Below are 26,826 nucleotides of genomic sequence, written 5' to 3' on the forward strand. Positions count from 1 at the left end.
ATTCTGCCTGAAGGCGATGAATTAGATGGTTTCGCCCATCTGATCCATTTTGCCCAGCAGGGCACGCAGACGCTCCTGCCATGCAGTGTGCTCGTTGCGCAGCTGATGGTTCTCGTCTTGCAGCTTGCTGTTCTGCTCTTTCAGCTCGTCCAGCTCCATCTTCAGCAGGGAGATGTTGTCGACGGCGGATTGTACTTTGGATTCGAGTTGCTCAAGGACTTCTAGTGACATATGCATACCTGTTTGTTCAATTGCGATGCCCCACAGAGGGCGATTCAAGCGCGTGAAGCCAGCATACCCCGAGCGCATCGGCACAAACAAGCCAGTGCGCTGTAAAATGCGCCTTCCATAGATGTATTGTCTAAATATGCGTCTATTTTTCTCGCATCCTGCGCCCGAGCCGCGACAACACACTGAACCGTGCGTAAAAGACCCCGCCGCCCGCGCATCATTTGCCCCCTCCTGACGGCGCCGCCGTTATCCATTCAAGGCGATATAAGCCCCCAGCAACAGACAGGCGACCACATACATCAACAGGCCGTAGAGCAGGTTCCAGCGCAGGATCAGCCCGGCACTGAGGTTGTAGCGGGAGGCCAGCGCCAGATTGGATCCGGAGAGCGGACTGGTGCCGGTGGCAAGCCCCCATCCCAGCAGGAAACACATGCCGAGCAGGCTGGGATCCGGCGCCAGCGGCCAGAGTAGCGGCGCCAGCCCGGAGATACTGATGAGCGGATGCACCCCGACGATGGCCACCAGCAGGATCAGCAGCAGAGTGAGGGATGCTTCGAGCCAGCCAAAGTGATTGAACAGCGGCAGGCCGTGACCGGAGCCGAAATCGATGACCGACAACGCACTGTTGATGCCTGCCGCCAGCAAACCGGCCCCCAGAAACAGCACCAGCTGACCGCCGATGGCGGGAAAGCGCTCCACCACCTGCCGCTTGAGGGCCGCCTTGCGCCCGACCCTCGGCATAAAGAGCAGCGCCAGCAGCGGGGCCACCAGCGCGATCACCGCCAGAATGCCGAGCTGGGGCCAGATCTGCTTGATGAGCAGTACCAGCAGCGCCAGCGTGACCGGCAACCCCAGGGTCTGCAGCCGCAGCGGATAACCGGCAAAGTCGGCTACCCCGATCCGCTCCACCTGCCAGGCAGTGAGGCCCATCGCCAGCAAGGCGGCGAGGATCCCGAACGGCAGAATATGGGAGAGCTGCAAGCCCGGCGCATAGGTGAGCGCCACCGCCATGGCGACAAAGAAGGGTGACCAGAAGGCGGCAGCACAGAAGACCCGGCTCAGCACCATCACCTGACGCCGCTCCAGGGTGCCATTGCGCTCCAGCCGATCGCCGATGATAAAGAGCACCGAGAGGTTGATGACCGCCCCCAGCAGATTGAGGCTGGCCATGGTGCTCCACAACCCTTTGCGCCCGGTCCAGGAGGTGGTGCCGGTCAGCAAGCCGGAAGTGGCGAGGTTGAGAGTGCTCACCGCGGCAAACATGGTGAGCATATTGATGTTGGGCAGCAGCCAGTCACCGGCGGTGAGGGTCGCGCCCTGCCACCAGGAGAAGAAGAGCAGCAACAGCGCCGCGCCATACAGGGCCAGCGCCTGCCGCTTGGCGGCCCCCACCAGCCAGGGCCAGGTGAGCAGTGATGCCCCCCAGGCCGCAATGGCCGCTGGCCAGGGGGAGAGCCCCAGATAGAGATGCAGCAGGTTGAGCAGCCACATCCCCAAAATCAGATAACCCGACCAGCGTTTGGCCATCGACTACTCCGGCCGGGAGATCAGAGACACTGATCCATATCCAGTGAAGGCTTGTCGCACTCCGGACGGCCGACGATCTTGGCGGGTACGCCAGCGACCGTGGTATGAGGCGGCACCGGGTTGATCACCACGCTGCCCGCACCAATTTTGGCGCCCACGCCCACTTCGATATTGCCGAGCACCTTGGCGCCCGCTCCTATCATCACCCCTTCGCGGATCTTGGGATGGCGATCGCCGCTCTCCTTGCCGGTACCACCGAGGGTCACGCTCTGCAGGATGGAGACATCATCTTCAATCACCGCCGTCTCGCCCACCACTATGCCGGTGGCATGGTCGAACATGATCCCCTTGCCGATACGGGCGGCCGGGTGCACATCCACCCCGAACACCACCGAGATCTGGTTTTGCAGATAAAGGGCCAGCGAGCGGCGCCCCTGCCGCCACAGCCAGTTGGCGACCCGATAGCCCTGCAGGGCATGGAACCCCTTGAGATAAAGCAGCGGGGTGGAGAAGAGATCGACCGCAGGATCCCGCTCCTGCACAGCGCAGATGTCAGCCGCCACTACCGTCAGCAGCTCGGGCTCGCTGCGCAGGGCCAGCTCGATCACCTCGCGCAGGGCGATGGCGGGCATGGTGGCGCTGTCGAGTTTGTTGGCCAGCTGGAAGCTGAGGGCCGAACGCAGATTCTTGTGATTTAGAATGGTGGAGTGGAAGAAGCTGGCCAGCATCGGCTCCTGGGCCGCCATGCACTCCGCTTCTTGCTGAATTTTGTGCCAGGTTTTGGCAACCAGTTCATCCATGTTGCAGCCTACTGTTGTTCTGGGTGAGGGCTCTGTTGTTCTTTTGTCAGCACCGAGATGGGGTCCATGTGGATGATGACATCCATCCGCTCGAATGCCTGGCGTACCGCCAGTTCGGCTTCATCGGCGATCTGATGGGCCTTGACCAGGGGGATCTGATCATCCAGTTCCAGATGCAACTGTACGAATCGGGTCGGCCCGGATTGACGGGTGCGCAGGTCATGTACGCCGTGTACACCTTCTACGGCACAGCAGAGCGCCATTATTCTCGCTTGTTCTTCCGCTGGCAACTGACGATCGAGCAGGGCCTGCACCGACTCGTAGCCGATGTGTCCCGCCCCCCACAACAGGAACAGCCCGATCAGGATGGCAAACAGGCCATCGGCCCAGTACCACCCCTGCCCCGCCAGCACCAGAGCCAGCAAGACACCGGCATTGAGCAGCAGATCGGAACGGTAGTGCAGCATATCGGCCTTGATGGCCACACTGTTGGTCTTGCGAATGACAACGCTCTGGAAGCTGACCAGCAGCAGGGTCAGCACGATGGAGCCACCGCTGACCCAGAGACCCGCCTCCAGCCGCAGAATAGGCGCCTGATTGAGCAGGGATGAAATTCCGTGCATCACCAGCAGCAGGGCAGAGCCGGAGATAAAGGCCGACTGGATGAGGCCCGCCAGCGACTCCGCCTTGCCGTGACCGAAACGGTGTTCGTCATCGGCGGGGGCCAGCGCATAGCGAATGGCCAGCAGGTTGATGATGGAAGCACTCACATCCATGAAGGAGTCGGTGAGCGACGCCAGCAGGGTCGACGAGTCGGTCATCAGCCAGGCGATCAGTTTGCCGATGATCAGCAAGGTAGCGGTGGTGACCGCCGCTATGCTGGCAAAGGTCACCCAACGGGAATATTGTTGATGGCTCAAAACCGGCTTTCCTCTGGCGATGAAAAACTTATTATACCCTGACCCCAGCGTCAGTTTGGCGCGAAAATCTGCGGAATAACACCAGATGAACAGAATACTCCTGGTCGACGACGATCTTGAATTGACCCAACTGCTCACCGAAATTCTGACCCTGGAGGGATTTCAGGTCACGGTCGCCGAGGATGGTGAAGAGGGGCTGCAACGGCTGGCGGAGCAAAGCTTCGATCTGGTGCTGCTGGACGTGATGATGCCCAAGCTCAACGGCTTTGCCATGCTGACCAAGCTGCGCAAGACCCACGATACCCCGGTGCTGATGCTGACCGCCCGCGGTGACAGCCAGGACCGGGTTAACGGTCTGGAAGCGGGTGCCGACGACTATCTGGCCAAGCCATTCGATGACAGGGAGCTGCTGGCCCGGGTACGTGCCATCCTGCGCCGTACCCAGAGCGCCCCGCCCCAGCGCGGCAACTCCTCCGACGAAGTGCACTTCATGGATATCGTGCTGCAACCCGGCCTGCAGCAGGCCCGCTGCGGCGAACAGCTGCTGGAGCTGACCGCCACCGAATTCGGGCTGCTGGAGTGCCTGCTGCGCAATCCCGGCCAGATCGTCAGCAAGAGCCACCTCTCCGAGCAGGTGCTGGGCAAGAAGCTGGAACCCTTCGATCGGGCCATCGACATGCACCTGAGCAACCTGCGCAAGAAGCTGCCGGACCGCACCGATGGCCAGCCCCGCTTCAAAACCGTACGGGGGCGCGGGTACCTGTGGCTAGAGCAAGAATAGAGCGCATCAACTCCCTCAACGGGATCTCGACCCACATCTTCCTCTGGTTCTGGTTCATGCTGCTGGTGATGCTGGCCGCCGTGATCAGCCTGCCGACCCTGGATCCCCGCAACCAGATCCCGCTGCCGACCCATGAAGTGGCGCGGATGCAGAACAACGTGCAGGCCCTGCTCAACGCCGCCGAGCCGGATCAGGATTTCGATCTGGCCAAGGCGATGGACAAGATCGCCATGCTGCCGGTGGACAACGTCTACCTGCGCGACGAGAAGGGGCAGATCCAGTCCACCACCCATCCGCGCAAGTTCGTGGTGCGCTTTATGGTGGATGCCGATGACCCGGCCAATCCCATGCTGGGCAACGAGGATCGCAAGGCGATCGCCGGCCCCTTCCTGATGGAGCACCACGGCCATCGCTATCACGTCTATTTCGGCCTCAATGCCGAGAACCCCTACCTGTTCCTGTTCATACAGGTGCTGGATCACCCGATCCGCATTCTGGGCATCTCGATGCTGGTCAGCACCCCGCTCTGCCTGCTGCTCGCCTGGCGGCTGACCCGCCCCATCCTGCAGTTGCAGAAATCGGTCTCCCAACTGGCGGCCGGCAATCTGGAGGTACAGATCCCCAACCTGGGACGGGGCGACGAGATCGGCCAGCTGGCGGATAACGTCAGCCGCATGGTGGAGACACTCAAGAGCATGATCCAGAAGCAGAAACAGCTGCTTTCCGATATCTCCCACGAGCTGCGCAGCCCCCTCACCCGGATGCAACTGGCGCAGGCACTGATCCGCCGCAAGCAGGGTGACAGCGCCGAGCTGGCGCGGATCGAATCGGAGATCGGGCGGCTGGACAAGCTGATCGGCGATCTGCTGGATCTGTCGCGAGTGCAGCAGCATGTGGAGGCACCGGTGGTGCACCCGCTGGCCGACCTGCTGGAGCCCATCCTCGAAGATGCCATGTTCGAAGCAAACCAGAGCGGCAAACAGCTCAGACTGCCGCCGCTGCCCGCAGAGTCGATCCAGATGTGGCCCGAGCTGCTGGCCCGGGCGGTGGAGAACCCCCTGCGCAATGCCCTCAAATATGCCCGCGAGTTCATCAAGGTGGACTGGTATCGGGAGGGACTGGAGTGGGTGATGACCATTCGAGATGATGGCCCCGGGGTGCCTGACGAGCAACAGGCGCTGCTGTTCCAGCCCTTCTTCCGGGTGGATGATGCCCGCAACGCCAAAACTGGCGGCACCGGGCTGGGGCTGGCCATCGCCTCGGAGGCGATCCAGCGCCACGGCGGCACCATTGCGGCCAGCAACAATCACCCGACCGGGCTGACCATCACCATCCGCTTGCCCATCGCCTGATCCTTTTCATCCGGACGGGCGCTGGGTATGCTGGCGCCCCTTCTTGGCTTTACATCTCTTTGCAGGAGCTCGTCATGCTCGATATCGTCCTCTACCAGCCGGAAATTCCGCCCAACACCGGCAATATCATCCGGCTCTGCGCCAATACCGGTTACCGGCTCCATCTGATCGAGCCGCTGGGGTTTGAGTGGGATGACAAGCGGGTAAAGCGGGCGGGACTCGACTATCACGAATTTGCCGAGGTGAAGCGCTGGCCGAGCTATGAGGCTTTTCTGGCTGCCGTGGCACCCAAGCGGGTGTTTGCCTGCACCACCAAGGGGCGCACCGCGCACTCGGCAGCACAATATGCCCTTGGCGACGCCCTGCTGTTTGGCCCGGAGAGTCGCGGCCTGCCCATCGAGATCATCGAGAGTCTGCCATTCGAGCAGCGGCTGCGCATCCCTATGGTGCCCCAGAGCCGCAGCATGAACCTCTCCAACGCGGTATCTGTCTTTGTCTACGAGAGCTGGCGCCAGCTCAGCTACGACGGTGCCATGTAAGCGCCACCGATGATCAGTGGCGGGCGTCGAGCAGATGCCCGCTGCGCTCCAGCCGCCAGCAAGTGATCCCCAGCGACAGACCGCGCCCCACCATCAGCGCCGCCATCGCCGCCCATAACGCGGCCACGCCCCACGACTGACAGAGCCACCAGATCGGGAAGAAGCCGCCAAACGCGGCCAGCAACATGCTGTTGCGCATCTCCCGCGCCCGGGTCGCTCCGATGAACACGCCATCCAGCAGGAAGCACCAGACCGCCAGCAAGGGCATGGCGATCAGCCAGGGAAGCTGACGATGTGCCTCCGCCACCACGGCCGGAATGTCGGTGATATAGCCGATAAGGTGGGCACCGAAGAGGGCAAACACCAGGGTAAAACCAGTGGCAATGAGGGCGGCCCAGCCCAGATTGAGCACGATGGCCTCCCGCAGTTTCTGCCGATCCTGCTGACCGATGGCTCGTCCTACCATGGCCTCCACCGCATAGGCAAAACCATCGAGCCCGTAGGAGATGAGCATCAGGAAGTTGAGCAGCACCGCATTGGCGGCCACCGCGACATCCCCCAGCCGCGCCCCTTGCAGAGTCATGAAGGCGAAGCAGAGCTGCAAACAGAGGGAGCGCAGGAAGATATCGCGGTTGAGACCGAGCAGCCGCACCATGGGCGCGAACTGCCGCCAGCGCTGCCAGCCATCTTGCCACACCGTCGGCGCCAGTTGCCGCAGCTGACGGCGTACCAGCCAGATACCGACTGCCAGCGCGCAGTAGTCCGCCATGACCGAGGCTGCCGCCACACCCCGCACCTGCCAGCCGAGCCCCAGCACAAACAGGGCATCGAGCGCCATATTGACCAGATTGGTGAGGATCAGCATCACCATGGGGCTGCGGGCATCCTGCATCCCCAACAGCCAGCCCATGATCACCAGATTGCAGAGCGCCGCCGGGGCGCTCCAGATCCGCACCGCCACATATTGGCCCGCATAAAGCTGCACCTCGGGCGAGCCGCCACTCAGGGCGATCAGCCGTGGCAACAGGGGGAAGAGCAACAGAAGCAGCATCAACCCCAAGGCGATAGCCAGCCCCAGTGCCCGCAGCAGGGTATCGAGCTGGGCACGACCGTCGGCGGCGCCGTGCGCCTGCGCCGTCAGCCCGGTGGTCGACATCCGCAAAAAACCGAGCAGCCAGAAGATGAGGTTGATCAGGGTCGCGCCGACCGAAACGCCTCCCAGAAACCAGGCCTGACCGAGATGACCGATCACCCAGGTGTCCACCAGCCCCAGCAAGGGGGTGGTGATATTGGAGAAAACCATGGGCAGGGCGAGCGCAAACACAGCGCGGTGGCGAGAGGGATCTCGCCACCAGGGGGCAACAGCTGGGGTCACGCTCAGTTGCCTGTCAGCTTCAGGATACGGGAGAAGTCAGAGAGCATGGTGGCCATCTGCACCCGTGGCACCTGACCCGGCGCCACCTGCGGGCGGAACACCGCCTGCAGCTTGCCATTGGGATTGATGAGCACGATGGAGGCGGAGTGATCGATCAGGTAATCCTTCTCCCCCTGATTGGCGATGGAGTAGATGAGCCCCAAATTGCGCACGAATGGGAACAGCTTGTCGTGGGGGGCAGTGGCCGCCTTGAACTCGGGATTGAAGAAGGCGGTATAGGTCTTGAGGCGTGGAATATCGTCACGCTGGGGATCCGCCGAGATAAACACCACCTGGCTGTCGGGCGCCATCTTCTTCAGCTGGTCATAGACGGAGCGCATATCTGCCAGGGTGGTGGGGCAGATATCGGGGCAGAAGGTGTAGCCGACGAACAGGAAGGTCCAGTGCCCCTTCAGGTTGGCAGGGGTGAACGGCTGGTTGTCCGCATCGGTAAAGGCGAAATCATTGATGTCCCGCCCCGCCGGATAATAATCGGCCTGTTCCGGCTGCTCTGGCTGCGTGGCGTAGAACACCAGGATCAGGCAGGCTGTCAGCAGCAGAAAGAGCAAGGGATAGCGGAGCTTCATCATAACAAGAGACCCTTTCAGTTCGAGGCAGATGGCCAGCAGTGACCGGACAAGAGGGGGCATTGTACCCCAGCGAGCCGCCAAGGTGGTTCAACCTTGTGCAACACCCTGTCAGGAGTCGACCATTTGGCATAATTAATCGCCAGTTGCGGCCATAAAAAAACCGGCCCCCTTGGGTGCCGGTTATGGATGGATTTGTTTGTCTCTTCTGCTCAGGGGCGAGCGTTACGCCCCTGCTGCAACATCTTGCCGATGGCCCGCACGCCGATGGGAATCACGGGGGCCAGCCAGCCCTCTTCCCCCCGGCGATCGCCATGACCACGTTTGAACAGCAGCACCAGACGCACCACCTTCTCTTTCGGACATCCCAGCCAGAGCGTCCAGTGCGAACCACGATGGTGCAGCCAGAGACCGTAAAACCAGGTCATCCGGCTACCTTTGACAAAACGGGTGATTGACGATTCCGCTGGCGCAGCCCCAGCCTCTGAATCCCATGGCGATCTTGATGCCATACCAGTCCTCCTTGACCGACAGGTCATGTTGCTTCGTCGGCCTGAACTGGGAACAGGCCCGTCACGACTATCTGCAACCATCACGAGTGGTCCCCTTTGCCTAACAAGGCTCGGGATCTCCCCACTCCCCCTTCATATCCCGTGAAGGTGTACTGCCCGATTCTCGTTGTTACCGGCCCTCCCGTCCTGCGCATTGCGATGGTCAGAGGGAGGCGCCAAGCCCTGTCTCGGCGACAGGGCACTGATCTGAGCATATATCTGAAATGGATGATTGGTAGCCGGTCGCGCAGGACAAAAATGCTGCCGCAGATGATCTGTTTGATATGACAGGGAAAGTGCGCCAGAAACAGCACGACCTCCCGAAGGAGGCCGTGTGGCAAACGCAGTTGGCGGGGATGATTACATCCAGTCGGCGTTGCGGATCACCCCGACCGCCAGTCCTTCGATGGTGAGCTGCTGGCAGGAGAGATCCACCTCGATGGGGGAGAGCTCTTCATTCTCCGGCAGCAGCCATACCTGACTGCCCTTGCGCTGGAAGCGCTTGACGGTGACATCCTCATCGAGACGGGCAACCACCACCTGACCGTTGCGCACCTCCTGGGTCTTGTGCACCGCCAGCAGATCGCCATCCAGAATGCCGATGTTCTTCATGCTCATCCCCTGCACCCGCAGCAGAAAATCTGCGCGCGGGTGGAACAGGGCGGGATCCACCTGATAGTGGCTCTCGATATGCTCCTGAGCCAGGATAGGTTCACCGGCAGCCACCTTGCCGATGAGCGGCAGGCCGCTCTCTTCCAGCACCTCTTCCTCTTCGAGCAACAGGCGAATGCCGCGGGACGTGCCCGGCATGATCTCGATGACCCCTTTTTTGGCCAGGGCCTTCAGATGTTCTTCGGCCGCATTGGCCGACTTGAAACCAAGCTTCTGGGCAATCTCGGCACGAGTCGGCGGCATGCCGGTCTCGCTCATGTTCACCTTGATCAGCTCCAGCACTTCGGCCTGGCGGGGGGTAAGGGGTTTCATAGAATTGGCACCTGTCTTTTTATACAGCACACTGGCAGTATATACAGTGCAGTGGCCAAGGCAAGGCGCAGCTGACATTTGTCGCGACCAACCCCTCATTTACTACTGTTTTGATCCTGCGCAGCCGACTCATCGTACCTCTCGGCGACAAGGGGCTGTCGATTTGCTATGCTCACGCCGCATTTTTTTGGAGAGCAGACGCACATGTCCCTAGGACAGAAGATTTCCAGAGCCATCTTGCAATGGCCGGTCAGCGGCTTGGTCAATCACAAGAGCCTGCCGGAAAATCCCATCACAGAACTCAATCTGGATCCGGCCAGACCCATCGTCTATGCCCTGAAAACCAGTTCGATCACCGACCTGATGACCCTGCAGCAGTGCTGCGAGGATCTCGGTCTGCCCGGCCCCTTCACGCCGCTGGAACTGAACGGCCAGCTGCTGCCGCGCTATGTCTGTCTGGACCGTCCACCTCCCCTGTTTGGCAAACGCAGCAAACCGCTCCCCTTCCTGCAGGAGTTCCACCAGCTGCTGGATCTGCACAAGCAGGATCCCGAGCTGGATATCCAGGTGGTGCCCGTCACCCTGTTCTGGGGCCGCGCTCCGGGTCGGGAAGGGGAAGAAGCCTCCGGCCTCAACATCATCAGCAGCTTGGCGCCGAACCGGCTGAAGAAGGCGCTTATCGTGATCCTCAAGGGTCGCGAGAATCTGGTGCGCTTCTCGCCGCCCCTCTCCCTGCGCTACATGGCCGACAAACACGGCACCGACGAGGCCATCGCCCACAAGCTGGCACGAGTGGCCCGTACCCACTTCAGCCGTCAGCAGCTGGCTGCCACCGGCCCGAAACTGCCGAACCGCAACCTGCTGTTCAAGCAGCTGCTCGACTCCGCGGTGATCCAGCAGGCGATTGAAGAGGAGGCCCAGCGCGAGGGGATCAGCCTCGAGAAGGCGCAAAAGCGTGCCCATGGCTACATGGACGAGATCGCCTCCAACTTCTCCTACCGGCTGATCCGCCTGGGCGAGAGCTTCCTCGGCTGGCTGTGGAACAAGCTCTACCGCGGTTTGTCGGTCAATGGCGCCGAGAAGGTACGCCAGTTGGCGCAGGAAGGGCACGAGATCGTCTACGTTCCCTGCCACCGCAGCCACATGGACTACCTGCTGCTCTCCTACGTCATCTACCACCAGGGGATGGTGCCGCCTCATATCGCGGCAGGCATCAACCTCAACTTCTGGCCGGCGGGCCCGATTTTCCGCCACGGCGGCGCCTTCTTCATTCGCCGCACCTTCAAGGGCAACCCGCTCTACAGCACGGTATTCCGGGAATACCTCAACCTGCTGTTTGCCAAGGGTTACTCGGTAGAGTTCTTCACCGAAGGTGGTCGCTCCCGTACCGGCCGTCTGCTGCCGCCCAAGACCGGCATGCTGGCGATGACCCTGCAGGCGATGATGCGCGGGCTGGACAGGCCGGTCACTCTGGTGCCGGTCTATCTGGGTTACGAGCACGTGATGGAGGTGAACACCTACCACAACGAGCTCAAGGGCAGTCGCAAGGAGAAAGAGAGCTTCCTGCAGGTGCTCGGCATCCTGCGCAAGCTGCGCAACTACGGCCGTGGCTTCGTCAACTTCGGCGAACCGCTGACCCTCAACAGCTACCTGAGCGAACACATCCCCGACTGGAAAAAGCACATCGGGGAAGAGGAGCGTCCGGAGTGGATGGCGGGCACCGTCAACAATCTGGCCGAACTGCTGATGACCCGCATCAACGGTGCGGCCGCGGTCAACGGCCTGACCCTGAGCGCGCTGGCGCTGCTGGCCGCCGAGCGCCACGCCCTGACCCGCGACGAATTGCAGGCCCAGCTCAACACCTATCTGGATCTGCTCAAGGCGGTGCCCTACAGCCCGCAGAGCACCATTCCGGATGAGGATGCCAAGACCCTGTTGGACCAGGCGATGGAGCTCAACAAGTTCGAGGTGAGCGAGGACAAGCTGGGGCAGATCATCAGTCTCGACCGCTATCAGGCGATCCTGCTGACCTACTACCGCAACAACATCCTCCACCTGTTCGCCATGCCCTCTCTGGTGGCGGCATTGATCGAACGGTGCGAAGGGATCTCCCGCAGCGAGATCATGGCCCGTTGCATCGACATCTATCCGCTGCTCAAGACCGAGCTGTTCCTGCGTTATGAAGAGGAGGAGCTGCCGGCGCTGGTCGACAGCCTGCTCGACGCGCTGCAAACCCAGCAACTGATCGAGACCCGCGATGACGGCTACTGGGTCAATCCGGCCAACCAGATGCGCCTGCTACTGCTGGCGGAGAGCATTCAGGAGACCCTGCAACGATACGCCATCGTGCTGACCCGGGTGCTGGCCCAGCCTCATATCGAGGCGGAGCAGCTGGAGGCGGACGGCCTGATGATGGCAGAGCGCCTCGGCACCCTGCACGGCATCAACGCCCCCGAGTTCTTCGACCAGAAGCTGTTCAGCACCCTGATCCACACCTTGCGCAAAGAGGGCTACCTCTCTCCCGAGTGCAAGCCGGATCTTGGCCGCTTCCAGGCGCTGGCCGACAACATAGTGCCGCTGCTGAGCAACAAGATCCGCCGCACCATTCAGGCAGGCAATCAGCTCTAATCTGCAACGCAAACAAAGAAGGCCGCATCATGCGGCCTTCTTTTTTATCGGAGTCTGCGCGGGAACATGTCACGCCAGCAGGTAATCGAGCACCAGACCGGCAAACACCAGCGCCCCCACATAGTTGTTGTTGAGAAACGCCTGGAAGCAGGCTTCCCGCTGCCGCTCGCGAATAAGCCGCTGCTGATAGACAAACAGCACCGCCGCCCCCAGCAATCCCCAGTAATACCAGCCCCCCAGCGTCATCAGTTGCCCGACCGCCAGCAACAGCAGCAGCGTCGAGAGTTGCAATGCGCCGATGATCCGTTTGTCGTAACGACCAAACAGGATGGCGCTGGATTTGAGGCCGATCTTGAGGTCGTCATCCCGATCCACCATGGCGTACTGGGTGTCGTAAGCCACCGTCCAGAGCAGATTGGCAAAGAAGAGCAACCAGGCCACCAGCGGCAGGGCATCCGCCTGCGCCGCATAGGCCATCGGGATCGACCAGGAGAAGGCCATCCCGAGCACCAGCTGGGGATTGGAGATAAAGCGCTTCATGAAGGGGTAACTCACCGCCAGCAGCAGGGCGACAAACGACAGGCCGATGGTGAGCGGATTCATGGTCAGCACCAGACCAAACGAAATGAGCGCCAGCACGAAGAAGAGCGCCAACACCTCCCACGGTTTGACTCTGCCCGTGGGCAAGGGGCGACCGGCGGTGCGTTTGACGTGGCCATCGAAGTTGCGATCCGCATAATCGTTGATCACGCACCCTGCCGAGCGCATCAGAAAGACGCCGACCACAAACACGGTCAGCACCCAGAGATTGGGTAGGCCACCAGCGGCCAGCCAGAGCGCCCACAGGGTTGGCCACAGCAGCAACAGAGTACCTATGGGCTTGTCGACGCGGGCCAACTGCATGTAGGCAAGTCCCCGCTCCTTGGTTAACAGATTCACTCCAGCTCCTTGTCACAGACGAGAGAGGGCAGAAACAGCTCGTGCACCAGCAGTGGCCACTGCCCCAGAAACAGACGGGAACGACGCCCCCAGACAGTGGCGGCCGGGCAACGGGGATTGGCGGCAATATCGAAACGGGCCAGCTGCAGATGATCGCGGCGGACAGGCTCATGGCCAAATACCCGCTCACCCAGCGGCTGCTCGCCAAGCTCGGCAATGCCGCTCCCTTGCAATGCGTCATCGGCAAACAAGGTCCAGCCCAGCACGGCGGGCCCACGATCCCCATGCAGGATCACCTCGCGGCAGGTACCGGCCGGCGAGGCCGAATCCACCAGCCACTGCTCATCGGCAGTAAGGGCGACCGGGTGATTGCCCAGCCACTCCACCGAAAAGTGGCGATTGTGCTGACGCAGCCGCCGGGTCATGGAACCTGGCTCCAGCAGCCAGGGGCGCAAGCTGGCGGGCAATTCGCAACATTCGGGGGCCAGCCACCCGCTTAACGGCGTGAGGGGAACAGTCAACTCGGACTTCACAGCTTCACCATCCAGAGATTTCCGTGTTCAGGTTAAAATCCGGTTTATTATCCGTAAATCAATAGCGAAATGTAAGAACATCCGTGCTTGACGGCCCCGATGGCAACATCAAAAATGGGTTATCTCTTGCTGATGAGCCATCTATATGAAGATCTTCAAAATTCTGCTGGTGTTGTTACTGAGCTGTGGCGCCCTGCAGCAGCAAGCTCTGGCTGAAGATGAGCCGCCCGCCGAGGGCGCAGAGGGGGCTGCCAAGCCCGGTTTCTCCTACCACGCGCTCGATCCCGACATCATCACCAACTACCTGAGTGATAGCAAAACCCTCGGTTATATCCGGGTCACGGTAGAGCTGATGGCGGAAAACGAAGCCGACCTCAAACTGCTGGAGCAGCATGACCCGCTGATCCGCGATGCCATCATCCGCCTGATTGGCAGCAAAAATGCCGATCAAGTGAAGTCCCTGACCAACCGAGAAGAGCTGCGCAAGGAGTGCGAGACAACCGTCAACGAACTGCTGGTGAAAGAGACCGGCAAGAAAGCGGTGCGCGAGCTTATCTTCACCAAGTTCCTCTACCAGTAATCCCTCCCGAAACAATCGCTTATTGGCATATCGGCCAATAAGCGAGCTTTGCCGGTTTATTCGAAATGAAAATCGATTACAATACGGGCCGTCAAGTCGTAGAGGTAGTCGTCATGGGCAGCAAAACCCTGTGTGAATGGCGCCGCCACGAGATCCCCACCGATCTCAAGGCGTTGCGCAAGATAGTCCGCAAACCCAAGTTTGTCTGCAGCAAGTGCGCCCGCAGTGCCAATGACAAGGGTTACCTCTGCCAGCCGCTGCGTTTGAAAGAGGAGTAACGCCCCTCCCTGTCAGGGCGTTATTGATCGGTCCACCCCTGACGTCCCTGTTCGAACAATCTGCGCGCCTGGGTATCATTCGGGCAAACGCCGCGATACTCCTCGCCTGAGCGGCCAGCCAGATAGAGGTGCTCGGGGCGGCAATACCATGCCAATCCCTTCTGATGTCCCTGCTTCCACAGTTCGGCATCCACCTTCTTGCCACACTGGCCCTGATGGAACTCGATCCGCTCGGTGGTGAAGCCCAGCTTGCCATCCGCCTCCCCCACCTCACTCCACACCTTCTCGCAGGGATCATCGTTGGAGACACAGCCACCCAGCAGGGCAGCCAACAATATGATGGAGAGTCGCATAGTCATCCTTGAGCGTCATTTGGGCAGTTCATTCTACCCAGCGCCCCGCCCCTGACCAAGGACGAACGCTCAGCCATGTGAGCGCGGCAAAAAAATCAGGCGGGCCCAAAGCCCGCCTGTTCGTTCAATGCCGTGGTTCACTGGTCATCGAAAGTGTCATCATCCTGCCAGCTTTCATCTTCCCACTGATCCAGCTCTTCTTCCCAGGAATCCGGCTCCCAATCATCATCAGAGGAGTCGTAATCCGGCTTGTGTCCACCCATCTTCACTCTCCTTGGATAGTTCACCCGCACTCCAATTTTATCCGGAATTGTCGGGCTCGCCAGTCAGAGAGAGTTCAAAGTTTGACCAGGGTGCGACCGGCGATCTGGCCTTGCGTGATGGCCTCGGCGGCCTCCACTACCTGCTCCAGCCCAATCTCGGTGACCGCCTGAGCGAAGAAGCAGGCAGGAAGATCTCGTGCCAGTCGCTGCCACGCCAGTTGACGACGTTCAAACGGGCACATCACCGAATCGACCCCCTGCAACCGCACGTTGCGCAGGATGAAGGGCATCACACTGGTAGGCAGATCAAAGCCACCCGCCAGCCCGCAGGCCGCCACGGCGCCGCCATAGTTCATCTGAGCCAGCAGCTTGGCCAGCACCTGACTGCCGACGGTATCGATGGCACCGGCCCACAGCTGCTTCTCCAGCGGTTTGGCAGGCACCAGCAGTTCGCTGCGCGGCACGATGCGGCTGGCACCCAACGCAGTGAGCATGGCGCCCTGCTCTTCGGGACGACCGGTCAGCGCCGCCACCTGATAGCCCAGGGCCGCCAGCAGGGCGACCGAGGTGGCCCCCACACCGCCTGCCGCACCGGTGACCAGCACCTCGCCGCTATCTGGAGTAATGCCCGCCTCTTCCAGCGCCAGCACGCAGAGCATGGCGGTGAGACCGGCGGTACCGATGCACATGGCCTGGCGCTCATCCAGCCCGGCGGGCAACGGCACCAGCCAGTCCCCCTTGACCCGCGCCTGTTCGGCCATGCCGCCCCAGTGCCCTTCGCCCACGCCCCAACCGGTCAGCACCACCTTGTCGCCGGGCTGATAGCGGCTGTCGGCAGATTCGAGCACGGTACCGGCGAAGTCGATGCCGGGCACCAGCGGCCACTGGCGCACGATCTTGCCTTTGCCGGTGATGGCCAGCCCGTCCTTGTAGTTGATGGAGCTGTAAGCGACCGCTACCCGCACTTCACCTTCCGGCAACTGGCTCTCGGCCAGCCGGGTCAGAGTCGGTACAGTCTTGCCGTCTTGGTTTTCCAGTAACAGAGCCTTGAACATGGTTGCCTCTTTGATGACGAGTGAAACGGGGATCAGCTGCTTTGGCGCTTTTGCAGTTGAAAATCGAGAGCCAGAGCAGTGCCCATCACGGGCTCCCCGGCCAGTTGGCGCAGGATCAGCTCGGCAGCCTCCTGCCCCATTTTGCGATAGGGGATCCTGACCGAAGTAAGGGTCGGATAACAGGCGCGCGCCACATCCAGATCGTCAAATCCGGCGATGGCGAGTTTGCCCGGCACATTCAAATGGCGACGCTGGCACTCGAACAGCACGCCAGCCGCCAGTTCGTCGTTGACGCAGATCAGCGCGTCCAGCTCGGGCCAGCGCAGCAGAAATTCACCCAGCATGGTGGCGCCGGTGCTGAAACTGGGCCGCTCAGAGGTGTTGATGATGGCATCGGGGGAGAGGTAGTTGTCGAGCAACGCCTTCTGCCAGCCCTGCATCCGCTGTTGCAGCATCCACTGCTCCTGACGGGCACAGAGAAAACCGATATTGCGGTAGCCCCGCTCGATAAGGTGGCGGGTGAGCTGATAACCGGCATCGAAGTTGGAGACCCCCACATTCATGTCGATGGGACTGCGCGCCATGGCACCCACTTCCACCACCGGCAGGCGGGAGGCTTTCAGGCGAGTACGGATCGTCTCGCCGGGATCGCCACCAAACAGTACCACCGCCGCCGGATTGTGCTGCAAAAAGCTGGTCAGCAGGCTCTCTTCCTGCTGTTTCAGATGCTGGGCATCCCCCAGCATGATCTGGTAACCCTCCTCGAGCAGGGTCTGTTGCAGGCCAGCGATCATCTCGCCACAGCCCGCTTCCGCCAGACTCGGGACAATCACTACGATGGTCTGAGAAGTCGCTGAGGCCAACGCCCCGGCGGCCCGATTGGGGATATAGCCGAGCTCTTCCACCGCTGCTTCGATGCGCTCGCGCATCCTGTCGGAGACCATCTCCGGCGTGCGCAGGGCACGGGAAACCGTCATAGCCCCCACACCAGCCAGCTGGGCCACATCGTTGAGGGTCACCCGACCCGTGCTACGGCGCTTCTTTGCTTCTGACATCCATCCCATCCTCGACTTGCGGCTGCTCACTTTAAGGCAAAAGAGCGCCACTGACCATTTGCTCAGGGCCGATTCTACCCTCTTTCCCGGATCACGGGGGCAGGATGACTCCCGTTAATGGGTGAAGTGATAGCGCTATCACAGTTTAATGTTAGCGCTATCTGATAGCGCTAACTTTCGCGATCATCTTCACAGTTTCACCACCGCAAGATCGATAGATTGGCGCCATCTTAACTAGCCGGATCACCACCATGCTGACTCAACTGCTGACCGAGGATGTCATCCGCATCGAACCCGCCGCCCGCGACTGGCGCCACGCCATCGAGCTGGCCACGGCGCCCCTGCTGGCCAATGGCACCATCGAGCCTTCCTACGTGGCGGCGCTGTTTCGCTCCCACGAGGAGCTCGGCCCCTACTACGTGCTGGGCCCCGGTCTGGCGATGCCCCACGCTCGCCCCGAGGACGGTGTCAACCGACTGGGTCTGGGGCTGACCGTCATCAAGCAGGGAGTCAATTTCGACTCCGAGGGCAACGACCCGATCCGGCTGCTGATCACCCTGGCGGCCAGCGACAGCAACTCCCACGTGGAGACCATCGCTCAGCTGGCCGAGCTGTTTATGAATGAAGAGGACGTGGCGGCCATCATTGCGGCCGACACCAAAGACGACATCCTGCGCATTCTGGCGCGCTACTGATCTGCGCCACGGCGCACCTGACAGAGGAAGAGACAATGAAAATTCTGGTTGTATGCGGTCACGGTCTGGGCACCAGCCTGATGATGGAGATGAGCATCAAGAGCATCCTGAAAGAGCTGGCAGTCATCGCCGAGGTGGATCACCGCGATCTGGCCTCCGCCGGCAGTGAAAGCGCCGAGATCTTTGTCGCCACCCGCGACATCGCCGAGCAGTTACAGAGCATGGGCGTCAACGGCCGTCTGGTGGCCCTCGACAACATGGTCGACAAGGCCGCGATGAAAGAGAAGCTCGCCACCGCCCTGCGCGAACTGGGCGCCCTCTAAGGATCCTCCATGCGGCCTGCGGGCCGCATCTTCCGTTGCCAGGAGCTGACCATGGAATTTTTCAACTTTCTGATGTTTGACGTGCTGTCCGAGCCCGCCGTGCTGGTCGGCCTGATCGCACTTATCGGCCTGATTGCCCAGAAGAAACCAGTGACCGAGTGCATCAAGGGCACGGTCAAGACCATCATGGGTTTCGTCATTCTGGGGGCCGGTGCCACTCTGGTGATCAACTCGCTGGGTGACTTTGCCGTCATCTTCCAGCACGCCTTCGGCATCAAGGGGGTCGTCCCCAACAACGAAGCCATCGTCTCCATCGCCCAGACCTCGTTTGGCAAGGAGATGGCGATGATCATGTTCTTCGCCATGCTGGTGAACATCCTGATCGCCCGTCTGACCCCGTGGAAATTCATCTTCCTGACCGGTCACCACACCCTGTTCATGTCGATGATGGTAGCCGTAATCCTCTCCGCCGGTGGCATGAGCGGCGTGCCGCTGATCGCGGTGGGCAGTCTGGTAGTTGGCGTCGCCATGGTCTTCTTCCCGGCCATCGCCCACCCCTTCATGAAGCAGATCACCGGCTCCGATGACGTGGCGCTGGGCCACTTCTCCACCTGCTCCTACGTGCTCTCCGCCCTGATCGGCGCCAAGTTCGGCAACAAGGCCCACAGCTGCGAAGATGTGCAGGTACCGAAGAGCTTGCTGTTCCTGCGCGATACCCCGGTGGCCATCTCCTTCACCATGGGCATCATCTTCCTGGTGACCTCCGCCTTCGCCGGCCCCGAGTTTGTCTCCAGCGTCGCCAAGGGCAAGCACTGGTTCATGTTCTCCCTGATGCAGTCCATCACCTTCGCCGCCGGTGTCTACGTCATCCTGCAGGGTGTGCGGATGGTCATCGCCGAGATCGTTCCGGCCTTCAAGGGGATCTCCGACAAGCTGGTGCCGAACGCCAAGCCGGCACTCGACTGCCCAATCGTCTTCCCCTATGCCCCCAACGCCGTGCTGATCGGCTTCCTGTCGAGCTTTGCCGCCGGTCTGGTGGGGATGGCGCTGCTCTACGCCATGGGACTGACCGTCATCATCCCGGGCGTGGTACCGCACTTCTTCGTCGGCGCCGCTGCCGGGGTCTTCGGCAACGCCACCGGTGGTCGTCGCGGCGCGATTTTGGGCTCCTTCGCCAACGGCCTGCTGCTGCTCACCATTCTGCCGGTGTTCCTGCTGCCGGTGTTGGGCGACCTCGGCTTCGCCAACACCACCTTCAGCGACTCCGACTTCGGTGTGGTCGGCATCCTGCTGGGGCTGATCGTTCGCTAATCCCAGCCACCGCCAAAAACAAAACGGAGCGCATCGCGCTCCGTTTTTTTATGGCCGGGCTGTATGAAAGGCTGATACTCAGTCGTTCTCCAGCACAGTGAGGCAGTGCGAGAGAGTACGCGCCAGGGCTCCCTGATTGCGCAGCACCACGGCGCGGGCCTGCTCGCCCATCTCGCGGCGGGCGCTCTCGTCGGCAAACAGCTGGCTCACCTGCTCGCCCAGCTCGGCGGCATCGGCCACGATGGCGGCGCCCCCCTGAGCCACCAGCTGACGAGTGATATCGCTGAAGTTGAAGTAGGCGGGCCCCGTCAGGCAGGGCTTGCCGAGGGCTGCCGGCTCCAGCAGGTTGTGACCGCCAATCTTCACCAGACTGCCACCGACGAAGGCCACATCGGCCGCCGCCAGCATCAGCGGCAGCTCGCCCATGGTATCGCCGAGGTAGACCTTATCCTCCGCACTCACCGCAGCACCATCAGTGCGCCGCACGCAGCCGTAAGGGGCACACTGCTCGGCCACTCGGTCGAACCGCTCGGGGTGGCGCGGCACCAGAATGAGCAGCGCATCGGGATGGCGTTTGAGCAGCAGGTCGAAAGCGGCCAGCACCTGCTCATCCTCACCCTGATGGGTGCTGGCGGCGATCCAGACCGGCCGATCCGCCCCCAGTTGCTGGCGCAGGGCACGCCCTTTTGCCTGCACCTCGGCACCAAACTGGATATCGAACTTGATGGAGCCGGTCACCGCCAGCCGCGAACGCTCGATACCGAGGCGGGCGAAGCGGTCGGCGTCATCCTGATGCTGGCAGAGCAGATGGGTCAGTGGCCGGCTCAGGGCATCGAAGGCGCCGTGGAAGCGGGCATAACGCTGGCAGGATCGCTCGGAAAGACGGGCGTTGATGATGGTCACCGGCAGGTGTCGCGCCTCGCAGGCGGCCAGCCAGTTCGGCCATAACTCGGTCTCCATCACCCAGAGCGCGCGCGGCTTGAAGGTGTCGAGAAAGGCGGCAATGGCCCAGGGGTAGTCGAGCGGTGCATAGCGATGGATCACCAGATCCCCCAGCTTGGCAGCCTGATCGGCGCCGGTGCGGGTGGTGGTGGTGAGCAGGATCGGCAGATCGGGCCGCTCCGCCTTGAGGGCGCGAATGAGCGGCGTGATGGCCAGCGTCTCCCCCACGCTCACCGCATGGATCCAGAGCGGTGCATCCTGTCCGGTGGCAGGCAACCGCCCGAGATGCTCGGCCCAGCGCTTGCCAAAGCCGGGCTTGCCTTTCTTCGGCTTGTAGAGGGCCAGCAGCGCCAGCGGCAATCCCAGATGGATCAGCAGGTTGTAGAGCAGACGGTAGGGCATCTTACTGACTCTGCTCCAGCTTCTTGCAGGCATCGACCACCTGCTCCGGCGCCAAGTCGATCAGGCACTTGAGATGGCCGAACTTGCAGGTGCGCTTGAAGCAGGGGCGACACTCGATGTCGGTGTGAACGATCTCGACCCGATCCGCCAGCGGCGGGGTGTAGAGCGGCGAAGTGGAGCCATAAACACCCACCAGCGGCCGGTTGAGGGCGGCGGCGATGTGCATCAGGCCGGAGTCGTTGGAGATGACCCGGCTGGCCAGCGCCATCAGATCGATCGCCTCGTGCAAGCTGGTCTTGCCCGCCAGCACATGGCAGTTGGGGCGAGTCAGCAGGTTGACCCGATCCCGGATGGTATTGGCCACCGGCACATCCTTGTTGGAGCCGAAGATCCACACCTGCCACCCCTCGTCCAGATGCTGCTGGGCCACTACGGCGTAGTGCCCCTCCGGCCAGCGCTTGGCCGGGCCAAACTCGGCACCGGGGCAGAGCACCAGCACCGGGCGGGCGCGATCCAGCCCCAGTCGCTCCAGCGCCTTGCTCTGGTTGACCAGATCGACGTGCAGAGAGGGGTGGGGAATGGTCGGAATATCGGCCCGGCTCTTCATCTGCTCCTTGGGATAAGCGAGCGCCAGATAGCCCTCCACCATCAGCGGGAAGGCGGACTTGTTGCTGCGCAGGTCGTTGAGCAGGCCATAGCGGCTCTCACCCTTCCAGCCGGTACGCACCGGAATGCGAGCAAACCAGGGGATCAGCGCCGACTTCATGGAGTTGGGCTGGACGATGGCCTGATCGTACTTCTCGGCTGCCAGCTGCTTGCCGAGGCGGCGGCGCGCCACCAGTTTGAAGTCACCGTGGCCAAGGGGCATGGTGATCGCCTTGTCCACCTCCGGCATCCGCTCCAGCAGGGCACAGCACCAGGCGGGGGCCATCACGTGCAGTTCGCACTCCGGATGGTTGGCCTTGATCGCCTTGTAGAGGCTCTGGGACATCACCATATCGCCGACCCAGGAGGGGCCGATCACCAATATTTTCATCACGCGTCTTCTCTCGGGACTGGCCCGGCAGTTAATCATCACTGGGCGAGATTATGCCCCAAGAATGACTGGATAAATAACAGAAGATCCTTGGCAGACGCTGCCGTCACCCCATTTTTCCAGCGGTGCCCCTCTTCCAACCGGACGAGACGAGACAGGCAAACAGCTGATAGAAACGGGCAATGGCGGCTCTCTCTTTAGCCCGTTTTTCCGTTAGAATGGCCCATCAATACGCATTCGACCCGCCAGCCGGGCAATAACCGTGAGCCCCATTTCGTGAAAAAACCGACTCTGGCTGCCGTTCTGATCGTCAAGAATGAAGCCGACAACCTGCGCAAGTGCCTCGCCTCCCTCGACGGTCTGGTGGACGAGATCGTCATTCTGGACTCCGGCAGTCAGGACGAGACCCCGGCCATTGCCGCCGAATTTGGTGCCCGCTTCTTCGTCAACGCCAAGTGGCCCGGCTTTGGCAAACAGCGCCGGCTGGCCCAGTCCCACGTGCAATCCGACTGGGTACTATGGCTGGATGCCGACGAGCGGCTCACCCCCGAGCTGAAAACCGCCATCGCCAATGTGATGGCCAATCCGGCCAGCGATACCATCTACTCGATCCCGCGCCTCTCCTGGGTCTTTGGCCGCTTTATCCGCCACAGTGGCTGGTATCCGGATCGGGTGCTGCGCCTCTACCCCAAGGCGCTCACCAGCTACAACGAGGCGCTGGTGCACGAGAAGGTGGAGGTGCGCGCCAACATGAAGATCGTCAACCTCTACGGCGACCTGCTCCACTTCACCTATCGGGATCTGGAGCACTATCTGGTCAAATCCGCCGGTTATGCCCGCGCCTGGGCCGATCAGCGCACCGCTCGCGGCAAGAAGGGCTCCCTCAGTCAGGGGCTGATCCACGCGGTCGGCTGCTTCCTCAAGATGTACCTGCTCAAAGCGGGCTTCCTCGATGGCAAGCAGGGGTTGCTGCTGGCGATCCTCTCCGCCCACTCCACCTTCGTCAAATACGCCGACCTCTGGGTGCGCCAGCAACCGCAGCAGCCGGAATAACCGTCATACGAAACAGGGCCCCGCGGGGCCCTGTTTGCATTGCTGCATACGTTATTTGCGCCAGAAAGGCGCCGCCCAGCGGGCCATCACCGGCACCATGGTCTTGGGATCGAGTTGACTCATATCCTCAGGATGGTCGCTATCCTCCGGCGGGCTGAAGGCGAGGTGACGCCCTTCGCTGTTGAGGGGCTTCCAGCGCAGCGGAGTAGCGGAGCGGCGCATCGGGAAGAAACCGATGGTCGGCACATCGAGCGCGCCAGCGATATGGAGCGGGCCAGTACTGCCTGCAATGAACAGGGCGGCGTTAGCCAGCACCTGACAGAACATCGGCAGACCATCGCTGGAGCGGTAGATCCAGCCGTTGCCGCCGTGGGCCAGCAGCTCGGCCGCCAGCTGTTCGGCCATCTTCTCCTCGCCCGGGCCTGCGGTCAGCACGCACTGCAGCTCGGGGCAGGCCTGATTGAGCTTGATGATGATGCGGGCATACTGCTCGATGGAGAGGTTGTTGGCCGAGCCACCGCTGCCGGCGTGAACCATCAGCCAGGGGCGGCTGGCATCGAGCTTGAGCTTGAGTGCCAGCTGCTCGCGCACCTGCTGCAGGCTCGCCTCATCGAACTGCAGGAAGGGGGTCTTGGGCTCCACCACGGCCACCTGCTGATCGGCCAGGAAGCGGCGGATCAGCTCCAGGTTGTACTCGGACTCCGGCTTCTGGGAGCGGGAACGGCGCTGCACCAGTCGCTGGTTGTAGAGCACCTGCGCCAGCTTGGTCGCCGGGGCCAGCCGGTAAGGGATATGCGCCTTCCACACCAGCATGGCGTTGCGGGAGTTGGAGAAGAGGCAGATGGACGCGTCGAACGCCGCCGCCTTGATCCGCGCCAGCAGCGCTCGCTGTTGCTCCTTGTCGGCCCGCACGCCCGGATCGATGATCACCTCGTCAATCCAGGGGCAGAGCCGGGCCAGCGGCGCCGTGTAGGCCGGAACCAGGGCAGTCACATGACACTCCATGGAGCCTTTGAGCATGGCGAAGCTAGGCCACGCCAGCATGAAGTCACCAATCTTGTCATTGCGAACGACCAGAATACGTTTCATAAAAAATCCCTTTGCTCCCTGTCACCAATGCAAGGAGGCTTGATGCGCGATGGCGTATTCTTGCCTGATGCACTGCTATTCTCAAGCGACGACCTTATAATGCGACCAAATTTCCAGGTTGCAGGACCGCAAAGATGACTACCAGGGTAATTTATCCCGGGACTTTTGATCCCGTTACCAATGGCCACGCCGATCTCATCGGCCGCGCCGCCAAGCTGTTTGACGAGGTGGTGGTCGGTGTTGCCAACAGCCCGAGCAAGCGCCCGCTGTTCGATCTGGCAGAACGTGTCCAGCTTGTCCAGCAAGTGACCAGCACGCTTCCCAACGTCAAGGTGGTGGGCTTCTCCGGCCTGCTGGTCGATTTCGCCAAAGAGCATCAGGCCAACGTGCTTATCCGCGGCCTGCGCGCCGTCTCCGACTTCGAGTACGAGTTCCAGCTGGCCAATATGAACCGCCGCCTGATGCCCACGCTTGAGAGCGTCTTCCTCACCCCGGCGGAGGAGAACTCCTTTATCTCCTCCACTCTGGTGAAAGAGGTGGCGCTGCACGGTGGCGACATTCGTCAGTTTGTCGACCCGGTAGTGGCCCAAGCCATCGCCGCCAAACAGAAAGGGTGATCCCCTTCTACACTCGCCATTCCCGACGGCAACAACGAACAAGGGCTACCCACGACGGGTAGCCCTTGTTGTATCTCTCTCGCATGGAAAGGTCAGCCTGCTTGCCGGTTACTGACGGGCAAACCGCTCATTCATCTCCTGCACCAGCAGATCGAGCCACTCGTAGCGGCGCCGATACATAGCCCGCTTCTTGGAGGCGATCTCCTCCAGCGGCTTGCGCGGCTGGGCTTGCAGGGCGACGAAGTTGGCATCCACATCCCGGGCGTCGAACTCCTGCCACAGCTCGTCATAATCGGCCTGCAAATTGGCTTTCTGCTTGCTGCTGTAACGCTTGGCCTGAAACACGTGAGCCCGTTTGCGCACTGCCAGCACCTCCGCCGCCCCCATGCTCTGCGCCAGTTGCAGCACCAGCTGCACCAGCAGGGATTTGGGCCGCAGGCCGTGTCCCTCTTTGGTCAGCTCGCGCACTCGATCCTGGGCATTGTCGACCGCAGGCTCCGGCCCCTGCATGGAGCCGATCATCAGAATCAAACGATCCACGCTGCCCGCCAGCGAAAAAGCGCAGCTGTAGAGGCGCTGTCCCTCGCCGTTGACGATGGAGAGCGCCAGCTCGGCCTCGCGGCGGAAGGTGCCATCGTGACGCAACAGAATGCGGCAGCCGCTCTGGGGATAGTGCCCAAGTTCGATCCCCTCGCCCAGATAGAGGGGGTCGATCAGCCGCGGGTAGCACTCCAGCAGCAAACGGTAGTGATTTTCCAGCATCTCGGCCCGCTCACGGGCGCTGGCACAGGCGAAGCGATAGGGTCGCATCGGCTTGTCGAGCAGCTCGGGATAGACCGCCGGTAGCGCCTTGAGCGAGTCGCACTGAAACAGACTGAAGACCCGACTCAGCGACTTGCGATAGAGCAGGCTGCGCAGCACAAACTTGCCGCGATTGAAGGTTTTTCGGTCACATCCCTCGGGGTAGAGGAAGCGGGCCATGGATTTTGCGCAATAGCGCTCCTGCCGGGATAAATATTCCCAGTCTATTGATTTAACTGTCATTTTTATATTCTCAAACCGCCTGAACGGTCGGGATACTAGTGACAGCTGTGCAAATCTTCAACAGAGTGGAAATACGCTGTTACAACTTCCCCCGGATCGGGGCAAAAAGTGCGCTCAGCGCTGGCAATGACTGCAAAAAACCGTGGTGCGCTGGCCCATTCTTGTCTCGGTCAGCAGGGTGTGGCAGTGGAAACAGGGCTGACCGCCACGGCCGTAGACCTGCAACTGCTGCACGAAATAGCCCGGCTTACCATCGGCACTGGTGAAATCCTTGAGGGTAGTGCCGCCCTGGCGAATCGCCTCGGCCAACACGCGCTTGATCTCGGCCACCAGGGTTCCCAGCCGCTCGGCACTGATATTGCCCACCGCCCGTTTGGGGTGAATGCCGGCAGCATAGAGCGCCTCGTTGGCGTAGATGTTGCCCACCCCGACCACCACCTGATTGTCCATCAGGAACTGTTTGATGGCGGTGCTACGCCCCTTGGCGCGCCCCTGCAGGTAATCAGCACTGAAGGCATCGGTGAGCGGCTCTGGCCCCAGCTTGGCGAGCAGCGCGTGGGCTTCGGCCGGTTCCCGGGTCCACAACAGGGCGCCGAAGCGGCGCGGATCGTTGAGCCGCAGCAGCTTGCCATTCTCCAGCTCGATATCCACGTGGTCGTGCTTCTCGGCCGGGGTGCCGATATCCAGTACACGCAGGCTGCCGGACATCCCCAGATGAAGGATGGCGGTGCCGAAATCGGTCTCCAGCAACAGGTATTTGGCACGGCGACGCACCCGATGGATGGTGAGATCCACCAGCTCCTGAATTTCACCGGGGATCGGCCAGCGCAGGCGGCCATCCCGCACCACCACGCGCGTCACCTTGATACCGGTAAGCCAGGGGGAGATCCCCTGACGGCTGACTTCAACTTCTGGCAATTCAGGCATGGGCACCTCGCAAGGAA

General features: G+C 61.6%; 30 protein-coding genes. 11 read left to right on the forward strand and 19 right to left on the reverse strand.

All coding sequences use genetic code 11. The features are described 5' to 3' along the window. Positions 1-21 precede the first annotated feature (21 nt). The 4 genes from L972_RS21595 to fieF form a co-directional block, all read right to left on the reverse strand. Positions 22-231, reverse strand: a complete 210-nt coding sequence (locus L972_RS21595) for a cell division protein ZapB (protein WP_005339554.1) — start codon at positions 229-231, stop codon at positions 22-24. Positions 232-477: 246 nt separating this feature from the next. Next, on the reverse strand, positions 478-1,758 hold the full coding sequence (locus L972_RS00025; RefSeq protein ID WP_047434078.1) for a hypothetical protein: 1,281 nt from the start codon (positions 1,756-1,758) through the stop codon (positions 478-480). Positions 1,759-1,778: 20 nt separating this feature from the next. Further along, positions 1,779-2,558 carry a serine O-acetyltransferase gene (gene cysE, locus L972_RS00030; RefSeq protein WP_005339552.1) on the reverse strand — a complete coding sequence of 260 codons (780 nt, stop codon included), beginning with the start codon at positions 2,556-2,558 and terminating at the stop codon, positions 1,779-1,781. 8 nt (positions 2,559-2,566) lie between these two features. Next, complete coding sequence (fieF, locus tag L972_RS00035; RefSeq protein WP_042081837.1) at positions 2,567-3,478, reverse strand: cation efflux pump FieF; 912 nt, start codon at positions 3,476-3,478, stop codon at positions 2,567-2,569. Between the two features lie 85 nt (positions 3,479-3,563). On the opposite strand from fieF, the gene L972_RS00040 reads away from it, so the two are divergent. The 3 genes from L972_RS00040 to trmL all read left to right on the forward strand — a co-directional run bounded on the left by L972_RS00040 (position 3,564) and on the right by trmL (position 6,150). Next, entirely contained in the window at positions 3,564-4,259 is a 696-nt protein-coding gene (locus L972_RS00040; RefSeq protein WP_005339549.1) for a response regulator, read from the forward strand. Further along, the gene (locus L972_RS00045) at positions 4,241-5,611 is read left to right on the forward strand and encodes an ATP-binding protein (protein ID WP_005356054.1); all 1,371 of its coding nucleotides are present in this window, start codon (positions 4,241-4,243) and stop codon (positions 5,609-5,611) included. The genes L972_RS00040 and L972_RS00045 overlap by 19 nt, the downstream gene beginning before the upstream one ends. Positions 5,612-5,685: 74 nt before the next feature. Continuing rightward, positions 5,686-6,150 (forward strand): tRNA (uridine(34)/cytosine(34)/5-carboxymethylaminomethyluridine(34)-2'-O)-methyltransferase TrmL, encoded by a 465-nt coding sequence (trmL, locus tag L972_RS00050; protein ID WP_047434086.1) that lies wholly within the window; start codon positions 5,686-5,688, stop codon positions 6,148-6,150. Between the two features lie 13 nt (positions 6,151-6,163). Here trmL and dinF read toward each other — a convergent pair whose 3' ends face one another. From dinF to lexA, 4 genes are all read right to left on the reverse strand, one after another. After that, positions 6,164-7,525, reverse strand: coding sequence for an MATE family efflux transporter DinF (gene dinF, locus L972_RS00055; protein WP_047434089.1), 1,362 nt, complete (start codon positions 7,523-7,525; stop codon positions 6,164-6,166). A gap of 2 nt (positions 7,526-7,527) precedes the next feature. Further along, a complete protein-coding gene (locus L972_RS00060) occupies positions 7,528-8,154 on the reverse strand; it encodes an SCO family protein (protein WP_047434095.1) in 627 nt (208 codons plus the stop codon). Between the two features lie 209 nt (positions 8,155-8,363). Further along, entirely contained in the window at positions 8,364-8,579 is a 216-nt protein-coding gene (locus L972_RS00065; RefSeq protein ID WP_231560888.1) for a hypothetical protein, read from the reverse strand. A 483-nt stretch (positions 8,580-9,062) separates the two neighbouring features. Continuing rightward, complete coding sequence (lexA, locus tag L972_RS00070; protein WP_005339540.1) at positions 9,063-9,686, reverse strand: transcriptional repressor LexA; 624 nt, start codon at positions 9,684-9,686, stop codon at positions 9,063-9,065. A 204-nt stretch (positions 9,687-9,890) separates the two neighbouring features. Here lexA and plsB point away from each other — a divergent pair, with 204 nt between their 5' ends. Next, a complete protein-coding gene (gene plsB, locus L972_RS00075) occupies positions 9,891-12,314 on the forward strand; it encodes a glycerol-3-phosphate 1-O-acyltransferase PlsB (RefSeq protein ID WP_019446525.1) in 2,424 nt (807 codons plus the stop codon). A gap of 69 nt (positions 12,315-12,383) precedes the next feature. Here plsB and ubiA read toward each other — a convergent pair whose 3' ends face one another. Continuing rightward, positions 12,384-13,253 (reverse strand): 4-hydroxybenzoate octaprenyltransferase, encoded by an 870-nt coding sequence (ubiA, locus tag L972_RS00080; protein WP_005339536.1) that lies wholly within the window; start codon positions 13,251-13,253, stop codon positions 12,384-12,386. Further along, positions 13,250-13,786, reverse strand: coding sequence for a chorismate--pyruvate lyase family protein (locus L972_RS00085; protein WP_047434103.1), 537 nt, complete (start codon positions 13,784-13,786; stop codon positions 13,250-13,252). The genes ubiA and L972_RS00085 overlap by 4 nt, the downstream gene beginning before the upstream one ends. Positions 13,787-13,931: 145 nt before the next feature. Here L972_RS00085 and L972_RS00090 point away from each other — a divergent pair, with 145 nt between their 5' ends. After that, positions 13,932-14,366, forward strand: a complete 435-nt coding sequence (locus tag L972_RS00090; protein ID WP_005339527.1) for a flagellar basal body-associated protein FliL — start codon at positions 13,932-13,934, stop codon at positions 14,364-14,366. Between the two features lie 65 nt (positions 14,367-14,431). Then, positions 14,432-14,644, forward strand: a complete 213-nt coding sequence (locus L972_RS21230) for a hypothetical protein (protein ID WP_136502352.1) — start codon at positions 14,432-14,434, stop codon at positions 14,642-14,644. A gap of 20 nt (positions 14,645-14,664) precedes the next feature. Here the strand turns inward: L972_RS21230 and L972_RS00095 are convergent, their stop codons facing one another. The 4 genes from L972_RS00095 to L972_RS00105 all read right to left on the reverse strand — a co-directional run bounded on the left by L972_RS00095 (position 14,665) and on the right by L972_RS00105 (position 17,370). Next, positions 14,665-14,997, reverse strand: a complete 333-nt coding sequence (locus tag L972_RS00095; protein ID WP_047434106.1) for a DUF2799 domain-containing protein — start codon at positions 14,995-14,997, stop codon at positions 14,665-14,667. Between the two features lie 137 nt (positions 14,998-15,134). After that, entirely contained in the window at positions 15,135-15,260 is a 126-nt protein-coding gene (locus L972_RS22095) for a hypothetical protein (protein ID WP_005339521.1), read from the reverse strand. 74 nt (positions 15,261-15,334) lie between these two features. Beyond that, positions 15,335-16,315, reverse strand: coding sequence for an acrylyl-CoA reductase (NADPH) (gene acuI, locus L972_RS00100; protein ID WP_047434108.1), 981 nt, complete (start codon positions 16,313-16,315; stop codon positions 15,335-15,337). A 32-nt stretch (positions 16,316-16,347) separates the two neighbouring features. Further along, entirely contained in the window at positions 16,348-17,370 is a 1,023-nt protein-coding gene (locus tag L972_RS00105; RefSeq protein WP_047434109.1) for a LacI family DNA-binding transcriptional regulator, read from the reverse strand. A gap of 251 nt (positions 17,371-17,621) precedes the next feature. Between L972_RS00105 and L972_RS00110 the strand changes: the two genes are divergently transcribed. Genes L972_RS00110 through L972_RS00120 form a run of 3 tightly spaced genes read left to right on the forward strand, consistent with a single transcriptional unit; the run spans position 17,622 to position 19,699 of the window. After that, a complete protein-coding gene (locus tag L972_RS00110; RefSeq protein ID WP_005356016.1) occupies positions 17,622-18,065 on the forward strand; it encodes a PTS sugar transporter subunit IIA in 444 nt (147 codons plus the stop codon). Between the two features lie 35 nt (positions 18,066-18,100). Then, complete coding sequence (locus tag L972_RS00115; RefSeq protein WP_047434113.1) at positions 18,101-18,388, forward strand: PTS sugar transporter subunit IIB; 288 nt, start codon at positions 18,101-18,103, stop codon at positions 18,386-18,388. A gap of 51 nt (positions 18,389-18,439) precedes the next feature. Beyond that, complete coding sequence (locus tag L972_RS00120; RefSeq protein ID WP_005357405.1) at positions 18,440-19,699, forward strand: PTS ascorbate transporter subunit IIC; 1,260 nt, start codon at positions 18,440-18,442, stop codon at positions 19,697-19,699. A 78-nt stretch (positions 19,700-19,777) separates the two neighbouring features. On the opposite strand, the gene waaA is transcribed toward L972_RS00120, so the two are convergent. Beyond that, entirely contained in the window at positions 19,778-21,043 is a 1,266-nt protein-coding gene (gene waaA, locus L972_RS00125) for a lipid IV(A) 3-deoxy-D-manno-octulosonic acid transferase (RefSeq protein ID WP_047434116.1), read from the reverse strand. Between the two features lies 1 nt (position 21,044). Beyond that, a complete protein-coding gene (gene waaF, locus L972_RS00130) occupies positions 21,045-22,079 on the reverse strand; it encodes a lipopolysaccharide heptosyltransferase II (RefSeq protein WP_047434118.1) in 1,035 nt (344 codons plus the stop codon). A gap of 276 nt (positions 22,080-22,355) precedes the next feature. On the opposite strand from waaF, the gene L972_RS00135 reads away from it, so the two are divergent. Then, entirely contained in the window at positions 22,356-23,132 is a 777-nt protein-coding gene (locus L972_RS00135; protein ID WP_040069408.1) for a glycosyltransferase family 2 protein, read from the forward strand. A gap of 51 nt (positions 23,133-23,183) precedes the next feature. On the opposite strand, the gene L972_RS00140 is transcribed toward L972_RS00135, so the two are convergent. Continuing rightward, the gene (locus L972_RS00140; RefSeq protein ID WP_047434123.1) at positions 23,184-24,221 is read right to left on the reverse strand and encodes a glycosyltransferase family 9 protein; all 1,038 of its coding nucleotides are present in this window, start codon (positions 24,219-24,221) and stop codon (positions 23,184-23,186) included. Between the two features lie 134 nt (positions 24,222-24,355). Here L972_RS00140 and coaD point away from each other — a divergent pair, with 134 nt between their 5' ends. After that, complete coding sequence (coaD, locus tag L972_RS00145) at positions 24,356-24,838, forward strand: pantetheine-phosphate adenylyltransferase (protein ID WP_021231538.1); 483 nt, start codon at positions 24,356-24,358, stop codon at positions 24,836-24,838. A gap of 108 nt (positions 24,839-24,946) precedes the next feature. Here coaD and L972_RS00150 read toward each other — a convergent pair whose 3' ends face one another. Both L972_RS00150 and mutM read right to left on the reverse strand, forming a co-directional pair. After that, positions 24,947-25,882 (reverse strand): VirK/YbjX family protein, encoded by a 936-nt coding sequence (locus tag L972_RS00150; protein ID WP_047434128.1) that lies wholly within the window; start codon positions 25,880-25,882, stop codon positions 24,947-24,949. Positions 25,883-25,996: 114 nt separating this feature from the next. After that, positions 25,997-26,809, reverse strand: a complete 813-nt coding sequence (gene mutM / locus L972_RS00155) for a bifunctional DNA-formamidopyrimidine glycosylase/DNA-(apurinic or apyrimidinic site) lyase (protein ID WP_005356002.1) — start codon at positions 26,807-26,809, stop codon at positions 25,997-25,999. Positions 26,810-26,826 lie beyond the last annotated feature (17 nt).

This window comes from Aeromonas sp. ZOR0001 (assembly GCF_000801015.1).
Classification (GTDB): Bacteria; Pseudomonadota; Gammaproteobacteria; order Enterobacterales; family Aeromonadaceae; genus Aeromonas; species Aeromonas veronii.

What these genes read in the sequence shown, in the direction of transcription:
- L972_RS21595 (WP_005339554.1), bottom strand. Translation starts at nt 231, where the DNA reads ATGTCACTAGAAGTCCTTGAGCAACTCGAATCCAAAGTACAATCCGCC.
- L972_RS00025 (WP_047434078.1), bottom strand. Translation starts at nt 1,758, where the DNA reads ATGGCCAAACGCTGGTCGGGTTATCTGATTTTGGGGATGTGGCTGCTC.
- cysE (WP_005339552.1), bottom strand. Translation starts at nt 2,558, where the DNA reads ATGGATGAACTGGTTGCCAAAACCTGGCACAAAATTCAGCAAGAAGCG.
- L972_RS00040 (WP_005339549.1), top strand. Translation starts at nt 3,564, where the DNA reads ATGAACAGAATACTCCTGGTCGACGACGATCTTGAATTGACCCAACTG.
- trmL (WP_047434086.1), top strand. Translation starts at nt 5,686, where the DNA reads ATGCTCGATATCGTCCTCTACCAGCCGGAAATTCCGCCCAACACCGGC.
- L972_RS00060 (WP_047434095.1), bottom strand. Translation starts at nt 8,154, where the DNA reads ATGATGAAGCTCCGCTATCCCTTGCTCTTTCTGCTGCTGACAGCCTGC.
- L972_RS00065 (WP_231560888.1), bottom strand. Translation starts at nt 8,579, where the DNA reads ATGACCTGGTTTTACGGTCTCTGGCTGCACCATCGTGGTTCGCACTGG.
- lexA (WP_005339540.1), bottom strand. Translation starts at nt 9,686, where the DNA reads ATGAAACCCCTTACCCCCCGCCAGGCCGAAGTGCTGGAGCTGATCAAG.
- plsB (WP_019446525.1), top strand. Translation starts at nt 9,891, where the DNA reads ATGTCCCTAGGACAGAAGATTTCCAGAGCCATCTTGCAATGGCCGGTC.
- L972_RS00090 (WP_005339527.1), top strand. Translation starts at nt 13,932, where the DNA reads ATGAAGATCTTCAAAATTCTGCTGGTGTTGTTACTGAGCTGTGGCGCC.
- L972_RS21230 (WP_136502352.1), top strand. Translation starts at nt 14,432, where the DNA reads ATGAAAATCGATTACAATACGGGCCGTCAAGTCGTAGAGGTAGTCGTC.
- L972_RS00095 (WP_047434106.1), bottom strand. Translation starts at nt 14,997, where the DNA reads ATGCGACTCTCCATCATATTGTTGGCTGCCCTGCTGGGTGGCTGTGTC.
- L972_RS22095 (WP_005339521.1), bottom strand. Translation starts at nt 15,260, where the DNA reads ATGGGTGGACACAAGCCGGATTACGACTCCTCTGATGATGATTGGGAG.
- acuI (WP_047434108.1), bottom strand. Translation starts at nt 16,315, where the DNA reads ATGTTCAAGGCTCTGTTACTGGAAAACCAAGACGGCAAGACTGTACCG.
- L972_RS00105 (WP_047434109.1), bottom strand. Translation starts at nt 17,370, where the DNA reads ATGTCAGAAGCAAAGAAGCGCCGTAGCACGGGTCGGGTGACCCTCAAC.
- L972_RS00110 (WP_005356016.1), top strand. Translation starts at nt 17,622, where the DNA reads ATGCTGACTCAACTGCTGACCGAGGATGTCATCCGCATCGAACCCGCC.
- L972_RS00115 (WP_047434113.1), top strand. Translation starts at nt 18,101, where the DNA reads ATGAAAATTCTGGTTGTATGCGGTCACGGTCTGGGCACCAGCCTGATG.
- L972_RS00120 (WP_005357405.1), top strand. Translation starts at nt 18,440, where the DNA reads ATGGAATTTTTCAACTTTCTGATGTTTGACGTGCTGTCCGAGCCCGCC.
- waaA (WP_047434116.1), bottom strand. Translation starts at nt 21,043, where the DNA reads ATGCCCTACCGTCTGCTCTACAACCTGCTGATCCATCTGGGATTGCCG.
- waaF (WP_047434118.1), bottom strand. Translation starts at nt 22,079, where the DNA reads ATGAAAATATTGGTGATCGGCCCCTCCTGGGTCGGCGATATGGTGATG.
- L972_RS00140 (WP_047434123.1), bottom strand. Translation starts at nt 24,221, where the DNA reads ATGAAACGTATTCTGGTCGTTCGCAATGACAAGATTGGTGACTTCATG.
- coaD (WP_021231538.1), top strand. Translation starts at nt 24,356, where the DNA reads ATGACTACCAGGGTAATTTATCCCGGGACTTTTGATCCCGTTACCAAT.
- L972_RS00150 (WP_047434128.1), bottom strand. Translation starts at nt 25,882, where the DNA reads ATGACAGTTAAATCAATAGACTGGGAATATTTATCCCGGCAGGAGCGC.
- mutM (WP_005356002.1), bottom strand. Translation starts at nt 26,809, where the DNA reads ATGCCTGAATTGCCAGAAGTTGAAGTCAGCCGTCAGGGGATCTCCCCC.